Origin of the sequence: Paenibacillus sp. PL91 (assembly GCF_012935325.2) — a bacterium.
Classification (GTDB): Bacteria; Bacillota; Bacilli; order Paenibacillales; family Paenibacillaceae; genus Pristimantibacillus.
This window is the reverse complement of record NZ_JABBYG020000013.1, coordinates 59,119-75,643: the sequence shown is the minus strand read 5'-3', so window position 1 is coordinate 75,643 and position 16,525 is coordinate 59,119. Positions and strand designations below refer to the sequence as shown.

Genomic DNA, 16,525 nt, shown 5'->3' with positions numbered 1-16,525 from the left:
GATTCGTAAAACTTTAGGAGGGTTTATACTATGACATTTTTGGGCCATGTTGTTCGGTTTATCGTAGCCGCGCTGGTACTTATGCTTGTCGGGTTTATTGTTCCTCAATTTAGCGTGGGCGGGTTTTGGAGCGCATTATTCCTTGCTCTTGTCATCGCTGCCCTCGGCTGGATCATTGAAGGCATTTTTGGCAAAAGGGTTACGCCCTTCGGACGCGGAATTGTCGGCTTTATCGCAAGCGCGGCCGTAATATGGATTGCCCAATTTATCGTCGGAGGCGTTACCGTTACGCTGCTCGGCGCCATTCTCGCTGCGCTGGTTATTGGGATTATCGATCTGTTCATCCCAGTCAGCACCCCTTATGAAGCTGGCAGACGGAATCACGACTAGCTCAGCTTTCTTAATTTAGCAGCACAAGCGCACAAGCCCTTGATTGCCCGGCAACGGCGGTCAAGGGCTTGTGCGCTTGTACAGCATCTTTTTTTTGCTCGCTTTTCACATGTTCTTCATTAGTTTGTCATATCGCTGTCACTGCATTTTGGCAAAAATTGAAGTACAATAGATATGATCAAGCGAAATAACAAAGCTGTACAATCGAAAGGGGTAGCAAACAAATGAAAAAATGGTTACTATTTGCAAGCGCAATGTGTCTTGTATTCGTTATCGCAGCATGCGGCGCGAACAGCTCCAATGAAGAGAATAAGGAAGCAAATACAACTGTTGCAGACAGCGGCGCAGCATCGTCTGACCTTGTTATAACTGCATCCAACTGGAAGTTTGACCAAACGGAATATAAAATCAAAGCTGGAGAAACCGTTAATCTCAAGCTCGATTCCGTTGATGGCATGCACAGCGCGCTAATCAAAAAAACCGATTATGAAATTAAACAAGGCAAAACCGTTGCTGTAAACATCAGCGAGCCGGGTACTTATGAAATGGTGTGCAATATTCCTTGCGGCGCTGGCCACAGGGAAATGAAAACGACGCTAGTCGTTGAATAAACAATTCAAGGCTTCTCCAATGGTTTAGACAACCTTTGGAGAAGTTTTTTTTAATTTGATGGTCTATTTTTATTCGCATTCAGGACAAATTTCTTATACGTATATATAATCTTTATTTAACAATCATCAAAAAAAGTCTAATAACTTCCCCTCTTCCCCTCCCGCTCTCCCTCTGATAAGATATTCACAATACGAACAGCGAATGGAGGAATGGTGATGGGAGCACTGCAAAATCGAGTCGCCATTATTAGCGGAGCTGGAACGGGTTTAGGCCGCGCAGCAGCCATTTCTTTTGCAGCGGAGGGCGCGGAAGTCGTCCTGCTGGGAAGACGCCTTCCTAAATTGGAAGAAACCGCATTGGCTGTGAAAGAGAAGACGGGCAAAGCAGCGCTTGTGCTGCAAACAGACGTGTCCGATGAGCAGCAGGTGCGGGAATCGATTTCTGCCGCCCTCTTGCACTTTGGCCGCATCGATATTATTTTGAACAATGCAGCCGTTTTAGAGCAAGGAACCGTACATGAATTGTCGTCCAGTGAGTGGCAAAATCAAATCGCTATCAACCTAACGGGACCGTTTCTGCTGACCAAGGCTGTACTGCCGGCTATGCGCGAAGCAAAATACGGTCGAATTATCAATATAACATCCGGCCTTTCTTGGAACGGAGCAGGCGGCTATGCCGCATACAGCGCTGCTAAAGCAGGTCTGGAATCGTTAACGCGTACGCTGGCTGATGAAGAGCATGAGCACGGTATTCTCGTTAACCTATACAATCCAGGCACGCTCCGTACCGAAATGCACGCAACAGGCAAAGATCCCGCTATTGTGACCCCCGATCTGATACGGCTAGCCAGCTTATCCGCGCTCGGCCCTACCGGAACGATCGTCTCGTATGGTTAATCTGCTCTTCAAATAAAAAAACCGCAGCAACTCGCGCCGGCCATTGCCAAAGCTTGTTGCTGCGGTTTTTGTGTTTATAAGGACTAGCTGTGCTCGATAAGCTCAATCCACTCGTTATATTCGGTTTGCAGCTTCGAGTATTCATTTTTCAGCTTATGATGCTGCTCGAGCAAATCGGCATGATCTTCGGCAAGCTTCTCCGCGGAGCGCGTCGCTTCATCGCGCTCATACGAGAGCGACTCTAATGCGCTCGCTGCCTCATCACGCTCGTAGGCCAGCTTCTCGGCTTTGCGCGCAGCCTCGTCACGCTCTTGCGAAAGCTTGGACGTATGCTCGCTCAGCTCTTCCTTCAGCTCGGATGCTGAAGCAGCTTCCTGCCTCGCTTTCTCCAGCTGTTCGCGAAGTGCCTCTTCCCCCGCCTCACGCGATTGCTTCTCAAGCTCAAGCCGCTTCGCCTCGGCTGCTGTCTGCTCCGCATATTGCTGCTGTGCTTGCAGGCGATCGCTCAGCTCCCGCTCGCGCGCTGCTGCTGCCTCCAGCTGCTGCGATGCAATACGCTCGCGCGCTGCCGTAAATTCAAGCTGCTCGGTCAGCTCCTGCTCCCTCGCCTCCAGCTTCTCAAGCTCGGCCTTGTAGGTTTGCTCGCCGTCCGCTGCGGAAGCGGCTATTTTCTCGATTCTATCGAGCTGTGCCTGCAGCTTTTGAATCGTGTTCTCATAATCATGCTGCTGCTGCAGCAGCAGCTCCTCTTGGTTTGCTGTAAGCTGCTTTATCTGCTCGTCATAGGAAGCGGCCATTTGCTGCAACCGTTCCTCACGCTCGTCTGCCAGCTGCTTGCGCTCCTCTTCCTGCTTCGCGGCAAGCTCATTGTAGCGCTCCTCATATTCATCCACCAGCTGTTCGGAACGTGCTGCTTCCTTAGCGGCGATCGCCTTCGATTGCTCTTCAAAATCGCTAGCCAGCTGCTTATTTTGACTTTCAAATTGAATGGCCTGCTCAAGCAGCTGTTCTTCATATTGATCCGTGAGCTGCTTGGATTGCTCATCAAGCTCTGCATCCTTCTGCTTTGCTAGCTCATCATACTCGCGAGCAAGCTGTTTATATCGCTCATCCTGCTCGGCTGCCTGCTGCCTTGCCCGTTCATCGTATTCTCGAGAAAGCTTCTTGTTGCTTTCCTCATGCTGAATGGCTTGATCAAGCAGCTGCTCCTCATATTGATCAACAAGCTTCTTAACCTGCGCTTCACGCTCGGCTGCCTGCTGCTTGGCACGCTCCTCGTATTCTTGAGCAAGCTGCTTGGATTTCTCCTCAAATTCATGAGCGAGCTGATTGCTTTGCTCATCGAATTGAACAGCTTGACCTTGCAGCGACTCTTCATATTGATTAATCAGCTTCTGAATCTGCTCCTCATGCATCGCGGCAAGCTCTTTCTCCCGTGCATCCCGCTCGGCTGCGAGGCGCTCATACCGTTCATTGCTCTCTGCGGCAAGCTGTTTAAACAGCTCGTCATTTTCAGCTTCCACGACCCGGAGCCGATCCTCCTGCTCTTGGCGCAGCGAGCTTACAAGCTCGCGCTTCTCTTCCTCAAGCGTCCGCAGCTGCTGCTCATGCTCTTCATTCAGCAAATCCCGCTGCTTTTCAAGCTCAGCGCGCAGCATATGTTGCTGCTCCTCGATATGGGCTTGGTGAATCAGCTCATTCTCTTCCTGCTCTAGCTGCAGCTTAAGCAGCTGCTCCTCGAGTTGAAGCTGCTGCGTGCCTTGCTGCTGCTCTCGCTCCTGCGCCTCTTTCAGGCGCAGCTGCAAATCTGTTGCGCGCTTATCAGCAGCAGAGACGTGGCTCCGTTCATGCGTTAGCTTCTGCTCCAGCTCTTGCACCTGAGCGCTCGCTTGGCTATTGTGCTCTTGCAGCTCTTCAAGCTGGCTGCGCGTATCATTCAGTTCGCTTTGGATAAGCTGCAATTCGCTCTCGCGATCGCGAACATCCTGCTCCAGCTGCGCATAGGACGTTCGGAATGTTTCCTCCTGCTCCATCGCTTGCACGAGCTGATCATCCGCGGCCGATATGCGCTGCTCCAGCGCCTCCTTATCAGCCTTCCAGCCTTGCTGAAGCTCGGCCACCTGTGCTTGCAGCCTGCTTCGCTCCTCCAGCCAGCCGTTTCTGCGGCGCTCCAGATCTGCGCGGAACGCTTGCTCGGCCTGTGCGGCTTCCGCCTTCCATGCCTGCTCACGCTCCTCGCTCTGGCGGGCAAGGGCAAGCTGCGAGGATTCGGCATGTGCCAGCCAGCTCAGCTCGCGCTCATCCCATTTGCCCTGCCAGCTCTCTTCAAGCTGGTTCAACAGCGTCTCTTTCTCCTCCGCTGCCTCCAGCAGCGATGCTTCATGCTCTGAGATTAAAGCGGCTAGCTGCTCATCCTTCTCGTTTCTTAGCGCCTCTAACGCTTCCGCTCTCACTCTTTCGAGCTCATTGATTTGTATTTCCTTATCCAGCTCCAGCTCCATCAGCTGGCTTTCTTTCGCTTGGAGCAGCTCTGACAGCTCCGATTCCATTCTGCTTCGAAGCTCAGTCAGCTCATTTTCCTTCGCGCGTGCAAGCTCCAACAGCTGTACATCTTTTTCCTCGTTCAGCTCCCGCTGCTCCAATTCCTTCTGAATTTGCAGCGCTGACAGCTCGCTATCCATTCTGTTCTGAAGCTCTGCAAGCTCTGTATCCAATCTATTCCGGAGCTCAGTCAGCTCGGTTTCCTTAACGCGTTTCAGCTCGTCCAGCTCAGCTTGCTTCTCCGCTTGAATACGCGCTAGCTGTTCATCCTTCTTCGTCCTAAGCGCTGCGATCCGCTCCACATTTTCTTGTGTAAGCCGCAGAATCGTTTCCTCCTGCAGCTTGATCGCCTCTGCCGCGGCCGCTTGCTGGGCGTTTGACTGCTCTGCCGCAAGCGCAAGCAGCTCGGCTAGCTCCGCTTCGGCAGCCTCCTTCGCCTTTTGCAGCTGCTCGCCCGCCATTCGTTTGGTCTCAGCTAGTTCAGCTTGCAGCGAAACTGCCTGCTCGCTTATTTTCTCCAGCTCCTGAATCATGAGGTTAAGCTTCGCTTCCTCCTCCAGAAGCCTTGTATTATCGCGCCGCAGCCGGAAAACTTCCTCCGTTATTTGAACGGCCGAGAGCACCGCAAGCTTTGGCATATCAAGACGCGGGTAGCCCTTGGCCAGCTTTTTCATGCTTTCGTCGATTGCAGCAGCAACCCTCTTCATATATTCCACGTTGGAATGACCTTTTAATTTATATTGAACTCCATATATATCAACCGTAACAACTGTTTGTTCAGCATCCATTAAGGCGAATCCTCCTATTGTCCAAGTCGAGCAAGCGTAAACGGCTGTACGCAGCATTTGGCTTCAAAAGCTTGTTTCGCTTTGAAATACCGCATAATAATCGTTGAAATAACAATTATGCCTTGTATTTACAAGGAAAAAGCCGCATCAATAGCTCACTAGGAACTATTTCGATGCGGCTTTGAAAGTTTCCTGCCTACTTGCGTAATTCCGCTGCAAAAGATTGTTCTAATTGTAAAACAACCTTCCCATGCAGTTCCGTTACCTCTTCATCAGTCAAAGTACGCTCGCCGTGGCGGTAAACTAGCGACAGCGCAACGCTCTTTTTGCCTGCTCCAAGCTTCTCTCCGGTGTATACGTCAAAGACGCGAACGGACTCGAGCAGTTCTCCTGCAATTTCCCATGCAACGCCGGTTAGCTTAGCGGCCGCAACCTCTTGGTCAACGACTACGGCGATGTCGCGCTGCATAGCCGGGTAACGAGGAAGCACCTTGTATTCGATCTCCGAATCAGCCAGCTCATAGATCAAATCAAGACCGATCTCGAGCACATACGTATCAGCAAGATCCGCTTCAATCTGCAGCGCAGGGTGCAGCTGTCCGACATAGCCGATCACTTCATCGCCTTTTGGCGTGTGAAGGCGAACTGCAGCCGTTCTGCCAGGGTGGAAATGCTCAGGCTGAGCCGCTTCATACGTAACGCTTGCGGTTAAGCCAAGCACTGCGAATATCGTTTCCAAAATGCCCTTTGCATCGTAGAAGTCGACTTGTGATGCCTTCGCATTCCACTGTGACTCTGTGCGATTGCCGGTTAGTAGCGCAGCAAAGCGATGCTTCTCATGAGGCAAACGCGTCAGCTGTTCTTCGTCGGTGTGGAATACGCTGCCGATTTCAAACAGCGCCGCAGATTCATTTTTACGATTGCGGTTATAAGCCGCAGTTTCCAGCAGCTGGGCGACAAGCGTCGTGCGCAAAACGCTGCGGTCTTCGCTCATCGGCATTGCAAGGCGAACCGGATTCGTATGCTCTGCAAGCGACGGGAACAGCTTTGTGCGCTCAGGTCCCGTGAAGGAATAGCTTACCACCTCATGCAGACCCGCATCCGACAGACGCTTGCGCAGCTCTCGGCGAATGGCCTGCGGCTTCGTCAAGGAGCCTGGCACGACATCGCCATGGATAAGCGTGGTAGGAATTTCATCGTAGCCGTGAAGGCGTGCAACTTCCTCAATCAGATCAACAGCGCGCGTAATGTCGCCGCGGCGTGTTGGTACATTTACGGTAAACACATTGCTGTCCGACAGCTCATATTCAAAATGCAATCGGCCAAAAATCGTCTGAACCTCTAGTCTTGAAAGCTCTGTGCCGAGATACCCGTTAATTTTGTCCAAGGAAACCGCCACTTTGGCTGGCTTCGCCTCTCCTGCAGTTACCTCTACGATACCTTCCGCGACCAAACCTTCTGCAAGCTCTGCGATAAGGGATGCAGCGCGGTCCAGCGCAGGGATTACTCTCGCCGGATCAACCTCTTTCTCGAAGCGTATGCTCGATTCCGAACGAAGCCCAAGCTGACGCGACGTTTTTCTTACGGTGCCGCCATCGAATTTTGCCGATTCAAGCAATATGTTAACCGTCTCGCCCGTTACCTCGGTGCTCGCACCGCCCATAACGCCAGCAAGCGCAATTGGCTCCTTGCCATCGGTAATAACTAGCATATGCGGCTCAAGCTTGCGCTCTTGGTCATCCAAGGTTACAAGCGTTTCGCCAGCTTTCGCTAGACGCACATCGATGCGACCGCCCGGAAGGCGGTCTGCATCAAAGGCATGCAGCGGCTGGCCGTACTCAAGCATAACGAAGTTGGTAACGTCAACGACGTTGTTGATGGGGCGAACGCCGGCAGCAATCAGCCGGTTTTGCAGCCACAATGGGGATGCGCCGACTTTTAAGCCTTTAATATAACGTGCCGAATAATGCGAGCATTGCTCTGGCGCGCTGATGCTGACTTTTACAAGAGCGTCCGTGCGCTCCGTTGTATGATTGATGTTGGCGCTTGGCAAACGCACCTCGCGGCCAGTCAAAGCTCCGATTTCATACGCTACGCCGAGCATGCTAAGGCAATCCGAACGGTTCGGCGTCAGATCCAGCTCAAGCACTTCATCGTCAATAGCAAGCACATCATTAATTGACGCGCCAATTTTCGTTGCGGCCGGAAGGACAAGAATGCCCTCCTGCTGCTCCTTCGGAAGCAGCTTTTCGTTCAGGCCAAGCTCCTTCGCGGAGCAGATCATCCCTTGGGATTCTACGCCGCGCAGCTTCGCGCGCTTAATTTTGAAATCGCCGGGGAGCAAGGCGCCAATTACGGCAACCGGAACAAGCTGGCCCGCATCGACGTTTTTCGCGCCGCATACGATTTGAAGCTCTTCGCCCGTGCCCACGTCCACCTTGCACACGTTCAGCTTATCCGCATCCGGATGCTTTTCCTTCGACTTCACATAACCGACCACGACACCGGTTACGCCCTTGTTGCGAGATTCCACAACGTCGATTTCTATGCCGCCGCGCGTCATTTTCTCCGCAAGCTCTTCCCCGCTGAATCCGGATAGGTCGATATATTCATTTAACCATTTATAGGATACATTCATCTCTCTTCTTCCCTTCTCTCATTGCTACATTCTTGCGAATTGGCTTAAGAAACGCAGATCGTTCGTATAGAAATGACGAATATCGTCAATGCCGTATTTCAACAACGCGATACGTTCAACGCCCATGCCGAAAGCAAAGCCGCCAACCTCTTCAGGGTCATAGCCGCCCATTTCGAGAACGCGCGGGTGCACCATGCCGCAGCCCAATATTTCGAGCCAGCCCGTGTGCTTGCACATCCGGCAGCCTTTGCCGCCGCATTGCACGCAGGTTACGTCAACCTCTGCGCTTGGCTCCGTGAAAGGAAAGAAGCTCGGGCGGAGTCTGATTTGCGCTTGCGCGCCGAACATTTGCTGCACGAATTGCAGCAGCGTGCCTTTCAAATCGCTCATTCGAATGTTTTTGCCGATGACAAGGCCTTCGATCTGATTGAACTGGAACGAATGCGTCGCATCGTCATCATCGCGGCGATATACCTTGCCCGGGCAAATAACTTTAACCGGCGTTTGGCCGTTCATCGCCTTCATCGTCCGCACTTGTACAGGCGACGTATGTGTACGCATGAGAATATCATCCGTTACGTAGAACGAATCCTGCATATCGCGCGCGGGGTGGTTTTTGGGCAGATTTAGCGCCTCGAAGTTGTAATAATCCGTTTCCACCTCTGGCCCCTCGGCAATCGTATAGCCAAGGCCGATAAATACGTCCTCGATTTCCTGAGCGACCTTGTTCAAAGGATGCACGGAGCCAGTCGGAAGCTGCTTACCTGGAAGCGTGACGTCAAGCGTCTCCGCCAAAAGACGGTTATTCGTCTCGGCTTGCTGGAATGCTTCCTGCTTCTCGTCAATAACCGACTCAATTGCGGCGCGAACATCGTTCGCAACCTGGCCGATTACCGGGCGCTCTTCAGCGCTTAGTCCGCCCATTCCACGCAAAATTTCGGTCAAAGCGCCTTTTTTGCCAAGATATTTGACGCGCAAATCATTTAACTGCTGAGGGGTATCAACATGCTGCAGCTCCTGCAGCGCTTCGCCGCGCAGTCCTTCCAATCTTTCCTTCATTCCTCTTCGCCTCCATATCATCATCCCTAAATCATGACACAAAAAAAGGCCCTCTCTCCCTAAAGGGACGAAAGAACCGTGGTACCACCCTAATTCGGATTACTCTCCAGCCTGTACGCAATAACCAAATATGGTTGTCGCTTGCTTATAAACAGCGGATTGCAATCCCTTAGCCCCATAACGGCGGGAACCGGACCTTCCCTACTCGCGCCGTGCGGCATGCCGCCTTGACGTTTCAGGTGTCTGCTCCGGAGTGAACTTCGGCAGCCTGATTTCACAAAGACGCTCTCAATCTACGGCGTCTTCTCCCTGTGCGAATGCACTGCTTACTTTTCTCCATCATTGCTTTACTTCGGATATGAAACATTAATCTTTATTATATGCAATCAGAAGAAGCGATGCAACTGCAAAACCTGCTTTTTGTTATGAATCGATGCTTGCTTCAACTTTAAAATGTTGTTTCAACGAGTGTTAATGCAACACAGATATACTAGCGATGACTTACTACCAATAAGAGAAAATATTGGCACATAAATTGACATTAATCAAAACGACGGTGTTATTTAGCGACAGAACCATACAAAAAACTAGAATGTAATGATATGTGGAGAGCAGCCAAATCATATTGACCTATCATAATTTTACCTTCTTCGAAATATAAAAAAGAACACCCTAAGGATGCTCTTTTATCTCTTAAAAAAGGAAATTATTTCACTATTATTTTCGACAAATCTTTATCCCATACTAATATCTGAAGATCTTCAAATATATAATTCGCAATAGGCTCACCGAAAGCAACTTTCGCATTTTCAAGATTAATGTTGCCCCAATTTGAGTTATCAAAAACTAGAAAATTCGTGTACTCATTATACCAATCAACGTGGCTCAGCCAATCAAACCTTGAAATGCTAACCCCATTAGAAACAACTGGTCTAATACTAATTTCCTCTTTGGATTTAAGCGTAACGATAGATGCATTCCAATATGAACCGTATCCGTGTGTTAACTCTTTACTTTCTAGAAACATGATCAAACGATCATGATTTGTTTCGACTCTATCGAATTTCAGCGTCGGAATAGAAAGGAGTAATATAACAGCTAGAGCTGAAACAGCAATAATTTTATTGCGATAAGGCCAATTAATTTCTCCAACAGTTTTCGCAAACAAAATCGCTGAGTAAACAAACATCGGGATTAAATATCGTGTTGTGTTGATATCAATTGCCATATTACTAAACAAATATTCTAAGATGTTCAAGACTATTCCAGCCACTAGTATCTGTGCCATTCGATCTTTTTTTATAAGATCTGTCTTAATGTTTATATAGATTACGTAGATTATGACAAACAGGATTGCTAGGTGAATGAGAATCACCAGACTATCTAATGTTGTAAATGGTTTACCAAAAAAATTAGCGCCATAAATTTCCAAGAGCCCTTCAATAGTTAGCCTTACATTTTTCTGCAATTGCTCATATGTTGTAAACAACATGTTTCCAGCATTTACTTCATTAAATCTAAAAATTTTCTGAATAAGAAATTGAATTATATAAGAAAAAACTGAAAAGCCAATTATCAGTGATTCCTTTTTCCGGTTTTTATTAATGAGAATACGTACAATACTTACCATAACAACCGGCAAAACAAATATCCATAAAATAAACTGGTCACCTATTAAGGCTATGGTAAGTAATGATGTATAAACAGCCCATTTGTAATTATTGTTTCTTATATAGACGAGCCCATAAAGTGCAATTAATGCGTATATCATACCACCAATATGCATGGGTCCGCTAAACACCATCATTGCCATCATGTATGAGGGAATAACTAGTATAAAAAAAGTAAGCACGAATTTAAATTTAGAATATCCTTGCTCTTTGTTCTTACTAGCGATTATAGAAGCGATTACAACCAGCACTGCGAATTGTATTGCTGTTATGACGTAGATAATTTTTGATGAAAGTCCAATTACTAATGCTGCAATTGCGTAAAAAATAAGATCAGTCGTGTAGTACGTTCCAGTGGACATGAACCAGCCTTCAAGAAGCGCATTAGACTTTATCATCGAATAGGCTTGAAGAACAGCAGTTGCGCTATCAGAGTTTATTGGCACATTCCACGAAGTAAAATAGTAAAATATTGATAGCGATGCTGTGAAAAAAATAAGTAAGAAACTGACTAAAGTCTTGTTTTTCATAAATTCTCCTAGTTGCGTTTTCTTCTGGAATTATACCAGCTTTCTCTTTATATTTAAAGATAATTACTTTTACTTTATATTTCTCTGCTTTAAATGATATCCCTCAGTGTTAGGTAATTTGAGCAACCTGCAGAAGTCTCAATCTTCACTTGCCCTTAAACAACTATATTTTCAGCAACAAACAATGTCATACAACATAACTTATACCGATACCAACGACGAAGCAGGACTGTATCCTGACGATAAGACAAAAATCAATAAATGGTCTAATCCATCAAAGATGAATTGGAAAACTCGAGCTTGTTCCAAACTCCAGTTAATCTACTCCGATGACAATCCCAATTAGTTCGCGCGGATACTGGCTTAACATCTCCTTAAGCTGCATTTTTTTACTATTACATAAAAATCGCAACTTAGTGCTGAGCATGCGCATGTATAAAAGCTAATATCGGCTCGGGCTGCTCCAAGCTATGCGGATGATGGCCGACTCCCGGCTTCACGATCAGCTTAATGGTCCCGCCCAACTGACGATAGCGCTGCTCGAACGGAATGGCATTTTCAGCTATTGGCACTGGAACGTCCGCATCTCCTGCAACGATCAGCACGGGGATGCTCGCAGCCGCAAGCTCGTCTACTCGATCAAGAGGGGAACAGCCCGCTAGGTTGAACGACTCCTCTGTCATTCCGTAAACGGATAGGCATTCCTCCCACTCTATCGCCGCTCCCGTGCCTTCCCCTTTTCCGCCTGGCCAGCTTAGCATATTCAAAACAGGGGCATCCAAATACAGCAGCTTTACATGCTCCGGGTATTTAGCGGCATAGTTAAAGGCATATAGCCCGCCGCGGCTAAAGCCGAAGAGAACGGTTTTTGGCGCGAGCCCAAAGGCATTTGTCACATAGCTTTGAAACGAATGCATTCGATCCACCGCACCAGGGCAGCCATACATATTGCTTAGTCTATAATAGGCTATCACCCACCCTTGCTCCAGCAATGCCATATCCGCATATGCGAAGGCATCAAAAAACTCAGCGCGCCAAACCCATGGCTTGCCGCTCGCAAACTGCTTAGGAAAAATGAGAAGCCCTTCTCTTCCATCCAGCATAAAATCGACTCGCTCATACCCCTTCCAAACCGAGGTTTTGATTTTATTCTTGTTCCCAGGCACTGCTGCTCGTTCCCGTATCTCACTTGCCATGATGGCGCCTTTTTGCAAAGCCAGCTCAATCGGCAGCGCTTCAGCTTTACTAGGATTCGTATGGCCCACATGCTCCTTCCAAGCGGAGCTAAGCAAGCGATGGCGCTGCTGAACCGCTCTAAATAGAGCTGAGCTGCTTGGCTGAAGCACGTATTCGGGGATTTGCTCAAGCGTAATATTGAACAGTACGCGAAGCAGGGAGGATGCGATAAGCCAGTGTCCCTCAGCATTTGGGTGAATGCCATCCCCCGTAGCATAGTGAGGGTCCGTCTCGCGCTTCTTCTCCCAAAGGCGGAGCATCTGATCATGAATGGGGACAATCGCATCTGCAGACCCTTCCAATGTCAGCACCCAGTCCGCATACCGCTTCAATACATCCTCATACTGGGCGAAGGGAGATGCGTAGCTGTACGACGATTGTCCAATAGGCATCAAGCTTCCTGCTTCGAACGATTTCGCATCAAATGGAGGCGGCGTCATGAGAATCGCCTTGGCTCCCGCTTGCTTAATCTTAGCGATGGCGCTTAAAATTCCCTTCTGATACGCTTCAAATCTATCTTCGGAGAAAGGATAATAGATGCCGTCATTCATCCCGTAGCAAAGAACGACCCAATCCGGTTTGCACTCCGATAGAGCCCTGTCGATTCTCTCATGCACGCAGGGGCGCGGAAAGGGATGCTCCGGCTCGCTTAGTCCGGATGCCGTCTCACTGCTTACGCCTAGATTAACGAGCGTTAAGTGATGTCCCTGCAAATGCTGTAGGAAATAGGCATCCATAAAGGCAATGAATGTCCCCTCATCCGTTATGCTGTCCCCGAGAAAAACGATTTTTTTGTTACTCGGAATAGCTGAATCCTTCCCGTACAACGGCTTCATACTAGTGCCCTCCCAGTTATTATTCGAACCCCATATCGATTCATCGCGTCTGGCAGCCCTTTAAAGTCTAAATAGCCACGCTAATAAATGGCTGCCCACAGTCAGTATTCGATAAATCGAAAGTCAATAAGACGATATAGCCCTGCTCTATTTCAAATCCATTTTGGAATAAAAAATAGCTGCCCAGCAAGATCATCGTTTTTTTTCGATCTTCTGAACAGCTTATAATCGACATGAATTTTTACGGATCTTCTCCTCCTGTCGAATACATTCAAATGCGGCATCTACAGCTTCCGCTACGTTTCGACTATGCCTTGCTCAAAGGCGTATCGCGTCAGCTGCACCCGATTGTCGAGATGAAGCTTTTGCAAAATGTTTTTGAGGTGATTTTTGACCGTATGCTCAGACAAGCCTAGCTCGCCTGCAATCTCGCGGTTGGAAGCCCCCGTTGCAACCCGCTCGAGCACCTCTTTCTCCCGTTCCGTCAGCGGAGTCGTTATCACATCAGCATCCTTGTCAAGCGATTGCAATCTACTTGGCGTCCGCTTAGCCGCCTGCGGCTTGCTTGCCGAGAACTCTTGTAGCAAGCGGAAGGCAAGCTCCTTCGACATCGGCGCCTCATCCAGCGAAATCGCGCGCAGATATTCTATCCATGAGGATGGAGCTAGATTTTTGAGCAGATAGCCCTGCGCCCCTCGCTTGATCGCCTCAAACAAATTCGTAATGTCATCGGATACCGTTACCATGACAATTTTCAAGGACGGCATCAGAAGCTTGAGCCGCTGAGTCGCTTCAAGACCGCCCATGCCCGGCATATTGATATCCATCAGCACCAAATCCGGCTTCAATTGCTGAATGGCGGCTATCGCCGACTCGCCGCTATCCGCCTCCCCAACAACGCCAAAGGAGCAGTCGCTCATGACGATATCGCGCATGCCTTCCCGTCCGTGGGGATGATCGTCTACCAAAAAAACGCGTACCTGCGCTGTTTGCTCCGTCATTTCGATTCGCTCCCTCCGATGATTTCTACTAGCGTGCCTTGCGGCTTCGTCTGCTGCACCGTCACGCTCCAGCCCATGGCCTCCGCTCGATCCAGCATCATTCTGACGCCGTATTTCCCTTTCCCATAAAGCTTCTCCTCCGCTGCTCCTATGCCGTCATCATGAATCGAGCAGCGAAAGTCGCTTCTCTTTCCATCCGTACTGATCTTGCCTTCGCCTCGTATCACGATATGCCTCGCATTCGCATGCTTCTGTACATTCATTAGCGCTTCGCGCATGATAGCAAGCAGCTCGACCTTTTGCTTATGGGTCAGCAGTCCTTCCTGCACTTGCCATTTTACGGCCGTCTGAATGCCTCCGGTTTGCTCCATTTCTTCCGTTAAATGATGAATGCTCTGCATCCAGGACATATCCATCGGCAAGGGGGAATGCTGCAAACTGGCAATAGACTGCCTCACATCGTCATAGACATGGCGAACGGTTCTTCTAATCTGATCCGTCGTTTGCTTCGCGTCCGTATCGGTTTGCACCCGCTCCAGCTTATCCAGCTTAACCGAGAGCATAAACAACGATTGCGAGATGCCGTCATGAAGCTCGCGAGCAAGCTGCTCCCGCTCCTCGAAGGCAGCTTTTACGATTCGCTCCCGCTGCAGCGTCTCCTGCATGAGCTCCAGTCTCGTGAACAGAGACCGAAGCAGCGTCAGTGTGATAAGGAACACGAATATCGGCGCAAGAACATTGCCGAGCTCCATCGAAATGAACGGAAGCAGAAGCGTATGGCGCAAATACTCCCATAGACCAATGGCTACGGTTGGAATCCAAAGGATGAGCCATTTTAACCATTTATAGGACATGTCCGCTTCTCCTTCCGCTGCTCTAATCGTTGTGAAATGGGATGATCTGCTTCGTTTCCGTACCGGTCTGATCCGTAATAAATAGCTCCGCCGTCCATGCGCCGCGCGTAGGCAGCACGATTTTGTCCGATTCGTAGTCCGTTTCAATAAAGCCTGGGAAGGATAAAAAATCCTCGCCGCTGTCGCCTAATAGAGGCACCTCGATGGCTGGGCGCTGCGGATGATCCACGGCCCAAAGCAGCATTCGTACGGATGTTGGTGCGCCAAGCTGCTCAGGCAGCCAAATTTTCACCTCTACGCGGTTCGGTCCGGGACCATTTGGCGTAATATTAATGGTGTAATGCAGGTTCTCGCCCATTCGATGATAGGTCAGCGGTTCCGTGTCGGGTACGGGACTAATATAGGTGAAAATACTTGCAATTATAAGCACTATGCTCATTAATAGCCCATCAAGTTTCAGCAGCTTGCCGTTTGGCAGCTTCCCCTGCTTGGCGCGCCTATGAAGCAGGAAACCAGTGCAAGCGATGAACAGAACCAAGGCTGTTTTGGCAAGCAGCATGAGGCCCCAGCTCGTATAATACAAATAACGCCAAGATGGCAGCAGAAGAACAGTCATCAGCGCTCCGCTCACCGCCAGCAGCAATACACTCAGCCACGCTGCCTTCGTAAAGCGCTCCGCGAACCTTCCCGCTTCCTTGCGGTCTGCCCGCCAAAATAGCAGGAGCAGCATCAAGCCCCCCGCCCAAAGGGCGGAGCTTGCCGTATGTACAAAGTCGAGCACGATTGCGAGCGTATTGTTCGTGAGCGCATTAACATGTCCGTTATAGCTTTCTGCGGCAGCGAGAAGCAGCGCCCATATGATTTTGAATGGATCAGATAATTTTAAAACGACAAATCCCAGAAGAGAAAGTGCGATTATCGCAAGCCATGATCGACCCGTCGACGTTTCCGTAAGCAATCGAACCCACTCGCTTGAACTGCTTCCTTCATACCCCTTCAGCAAATAGCTGACATGGACGAATACAAATACAAGGACAGCAAGCAGCAGCCCCCTTAATATGTAAATTCCCCATTTATTCACCAGCTTGCGCGAGATGTCGCTTGCATCCTCCGCAAAGGAGACGGACCAAAGCATAAAGCCGGCCGCCAGCATAAACGCGAAATAATAAATGGCTCTTACCGCAAAAAATAACACCTGCTGAACCGTGATGCCTTCTTCAGCGCTTGATGCTTCCGAATGATTGTGACCAACCTGCTCATGCGGGTCAAAGGATGCCGCTTCCAGATTGGCAGCCGGCTGTGCAAATGCAAGCTCCGGAGGAAACAATATGGAAACGAATGCAGTGAGGATTAGAACCAGTATGCTGACTGCTATATGGCTCGTCCGCTTGAGCGACGAAGATAGATTGGCGTTAGTTTGAAGCACAATATTACTCAATGATGTCACATCCCTCTAAGTCATTCTGCTCTAGTG

At 49.3% G+C, this 16,525-nt stretch carries 11 protein-coding genes; 3 read left to right on the top strand and 8 right to left on the bottom strand.

Annotated features, from left to right (window positions below):
- Window positions 1-30: 30 nt before the first annotated feature.
- The 3 genes from HI950_RS24775 (at window position 31) to HI950_RS24765 (ending at window position 1,898) form a co-directional block, all read left to right on the top strand.
- Window positions 31-390, top strand: a complete 360-nt coding sequence (locus tag HI950_RS24775; RefSeq protein WP_169086874.1) for a phage holin family protein — start codon at window positions 31-33, stop codon at window positions 388-390.
- Between the two features lie 224 nt (window positions 391-614).
- Window positions 615-1,001: a cupredoxin domain-containing protein gene (locus HI950_RS24770; protein WP_169086872.1), complete on the top strand. Its 387-nt coding sequence runs from the start codon at window positions 615-617 to the stop codon at window positions 999-1,001.
- A gap of 216 nt (window positions 1,002-1,217) precedes the next feature.
- Window positions 1,218-1,898 (top strand): SDR family NAD(P)-dependent oxidoreductase, encoded by a 681-nt coding sequence (locus HI950_RS24765; RefSeq protein WP_169086870.1) that lies wholly within the window; start codon window positions 1,218-1,220, stop codon window positions 1,896-1,898.
- An 83-nt stretch (window positions 1,899-1,981) separates the two neighbouring features.
- Here the strand turns inward: HI950_RS24765 and zapA are convergent, their stop codons facing one another.
- The 8 genes from zapA to HI950_RS24725 all read right to left on the bottom strand — a co-directional run bounded on the left by zapA (window position 1,982) and on the right by HI950_RS24725 (window position 16,489).
- Entirely contained in the window at window positions 1,982-5,227 is a 3,246-nt protein-coding gene (gene zapA / locus HI950_RS24760; protein ID WP_169086868.1) for a cell division protein ZapA, read from the bottom strand.
- A 196-nt stretch (window positions 5,228-5,423) separates the two neighbouring features.
- The gene (pheT, locus tag HI950_RS24755; RefSeq protein WP_169086866.1) at window positions 5,424-7,865 is read right to left on the bottom strand and encodes a phenylalanine--tRNA ligase subunit beta; all 2,442 of its coding nucleotides are present in this window, start codon (window positions 7,863-7,865) and stop codon (window positions 5,424-5,426) included.
- Between the two features lie 24 nt (window positions 7,866-7,889).
- Window positions 7,890-8,924, bottom strand: coding sequence for a phenylalanine--tRNA ligase subunit alpha (gene pheS / locus HI950_RS24750; RefSeq protein WP_169086864.1), 1,035 nt, complete (start codon window positions 8,922-8,924; stop codon window positions 7,890-7,892).
- Window positions 8,925-9,630: 706 nt separating this feature from the next.
- The gene (locus tag HI950_RS24745; RefSeq protein WP_169086862.1) at window positions 9,631-11,124 is read right to left on the bottom strand and encodes a hypothetical protein; all 1,494 of its coding nucleotides are present in this window, start codon (window positions 11,122-11,124) and stop codon (window positions 9,631-9,633) included.
- Window positions 11,125-11,537: 413 nt separating this feature from the next.
- On the bottom strand, window positions 11,538-13,196 hold the full coding sequence (locus HI950_RS24740; protein WP_169086860.1) for an alpha/beta fold hydrolase: 1,659 nt from the start codon (window positions 13,194-13,196) through the stop codon (window positions 11,538-11,540).
- Window positions 13,197-13,492: 296 nt separating this feature from the next.
- The gene (locus HI950_RS24735) at window positions 13,493-14,197 is read right to left on the bottom strand and encodes a response regulator (protein ID WP_169086858.1); all 705 of its coding nucleotides are present in this window, start codon (window positions 14,195-14,197) and stop codon (window positions 13,493-13,495) included.
- A complete protein-coding gene (locus HI950_RS24730; protein WP_169086856.1) occupies window positions 14,194-15,051 on the bottom strand; it encodes a sensor histidine kinase in 858 nt (285 codons plus the stop codon). The genes HI950_RS24735 and HI950_RS24730 overlap by 4 nt, the downstream gene beginning before the upstream one ends.
- 22 nt (window positions 15,052-15,073) lie before the next feature.
- Window positions 15,074-16,489 carry a copper resistance D family protein gene (locus tag HI950_RS24725; protein WP_169086854.1) on the bottom strand — a complete coding sequence of 472 codons (1,416 nt, stop codon included), beginning with the start codon at window positions 16,487-16,489 and terminating at the stop codon, window positions 15,074-15,076.
- Between the last annotated feature and the right edge of the window lie 36 nt (window positions 16,490-16,525).

Bases quoted from the DNA above. Each gene is read 5' to 3' on its own strand.
- HI950_RS24745 (WP_169086862.1), bottom strand. From the start codon at position 11,124: ATGAAAAACAAGACTTTAGTCAGTTTCTTACTTATTTTTTTCACAGCA.
- HI950_RS24765 (WP_169086870.1), top strand. From the start codon at position 1,218: ATGGGAGCACTGCAAAATCGAGTCGCCATTATTAGCGGAGCTGGAACG.
- zapA (WP_169086868.1), bottom strand. From the start codon at position 5,227: ATGGATGCTGAACAAACAGTTGTTACGGTTGATATATATGGAGTTCAA.
- pheS (WP_169086864.1), bottom strand. From the start codon at position 8,924: ATGAAGGAAAGATTGGAAGGACTGCGCGGCGAAGCGCTGCAGGAGCTG.
- HI950_RS24740 (WP_169086860.1), bottom strand. From the start codon at position 13,196: ATGAAGCCGTTGTACGGGAAGGATTCAGCTATTCCGAGTAACAAAAAA.
- HI950_RS24775 (WP_169086874.1), top strand. From the start codon at position 31: ATGACATTTTTGGGCCATGTTGTTCGGTTTATCGTAGCCGCGCTGGTA.
- HI950_RS24770 (WP_169086872.1), top strand. From the start codon at position 615: ATGAAAAAATGGTTACTATTTGCAAGCGCAATGTGTCTTGTATTCGTT.
- HI950_RS24730 (WP_169086856.1), bottom strand. From the start codon at position 15,051: ATGTCCTATAAATGGTTAAAATGGCTCATCCTTTGGATTCCAACCGTA.
- pheT (WP_169086866.1), bottom strand. From the start codon at position 7,865: ATGAATGTATCCTATAAATGGTTAAATGAATATATCGACCTATCCGGA.
- HI950_RS24735 (WP_169086858.1), bottom strand. From the start codon at position 14,197: ATGACGGAGCAAACAGCGCAGGTACGCGTTTTTTTGGTAGACGATCAT.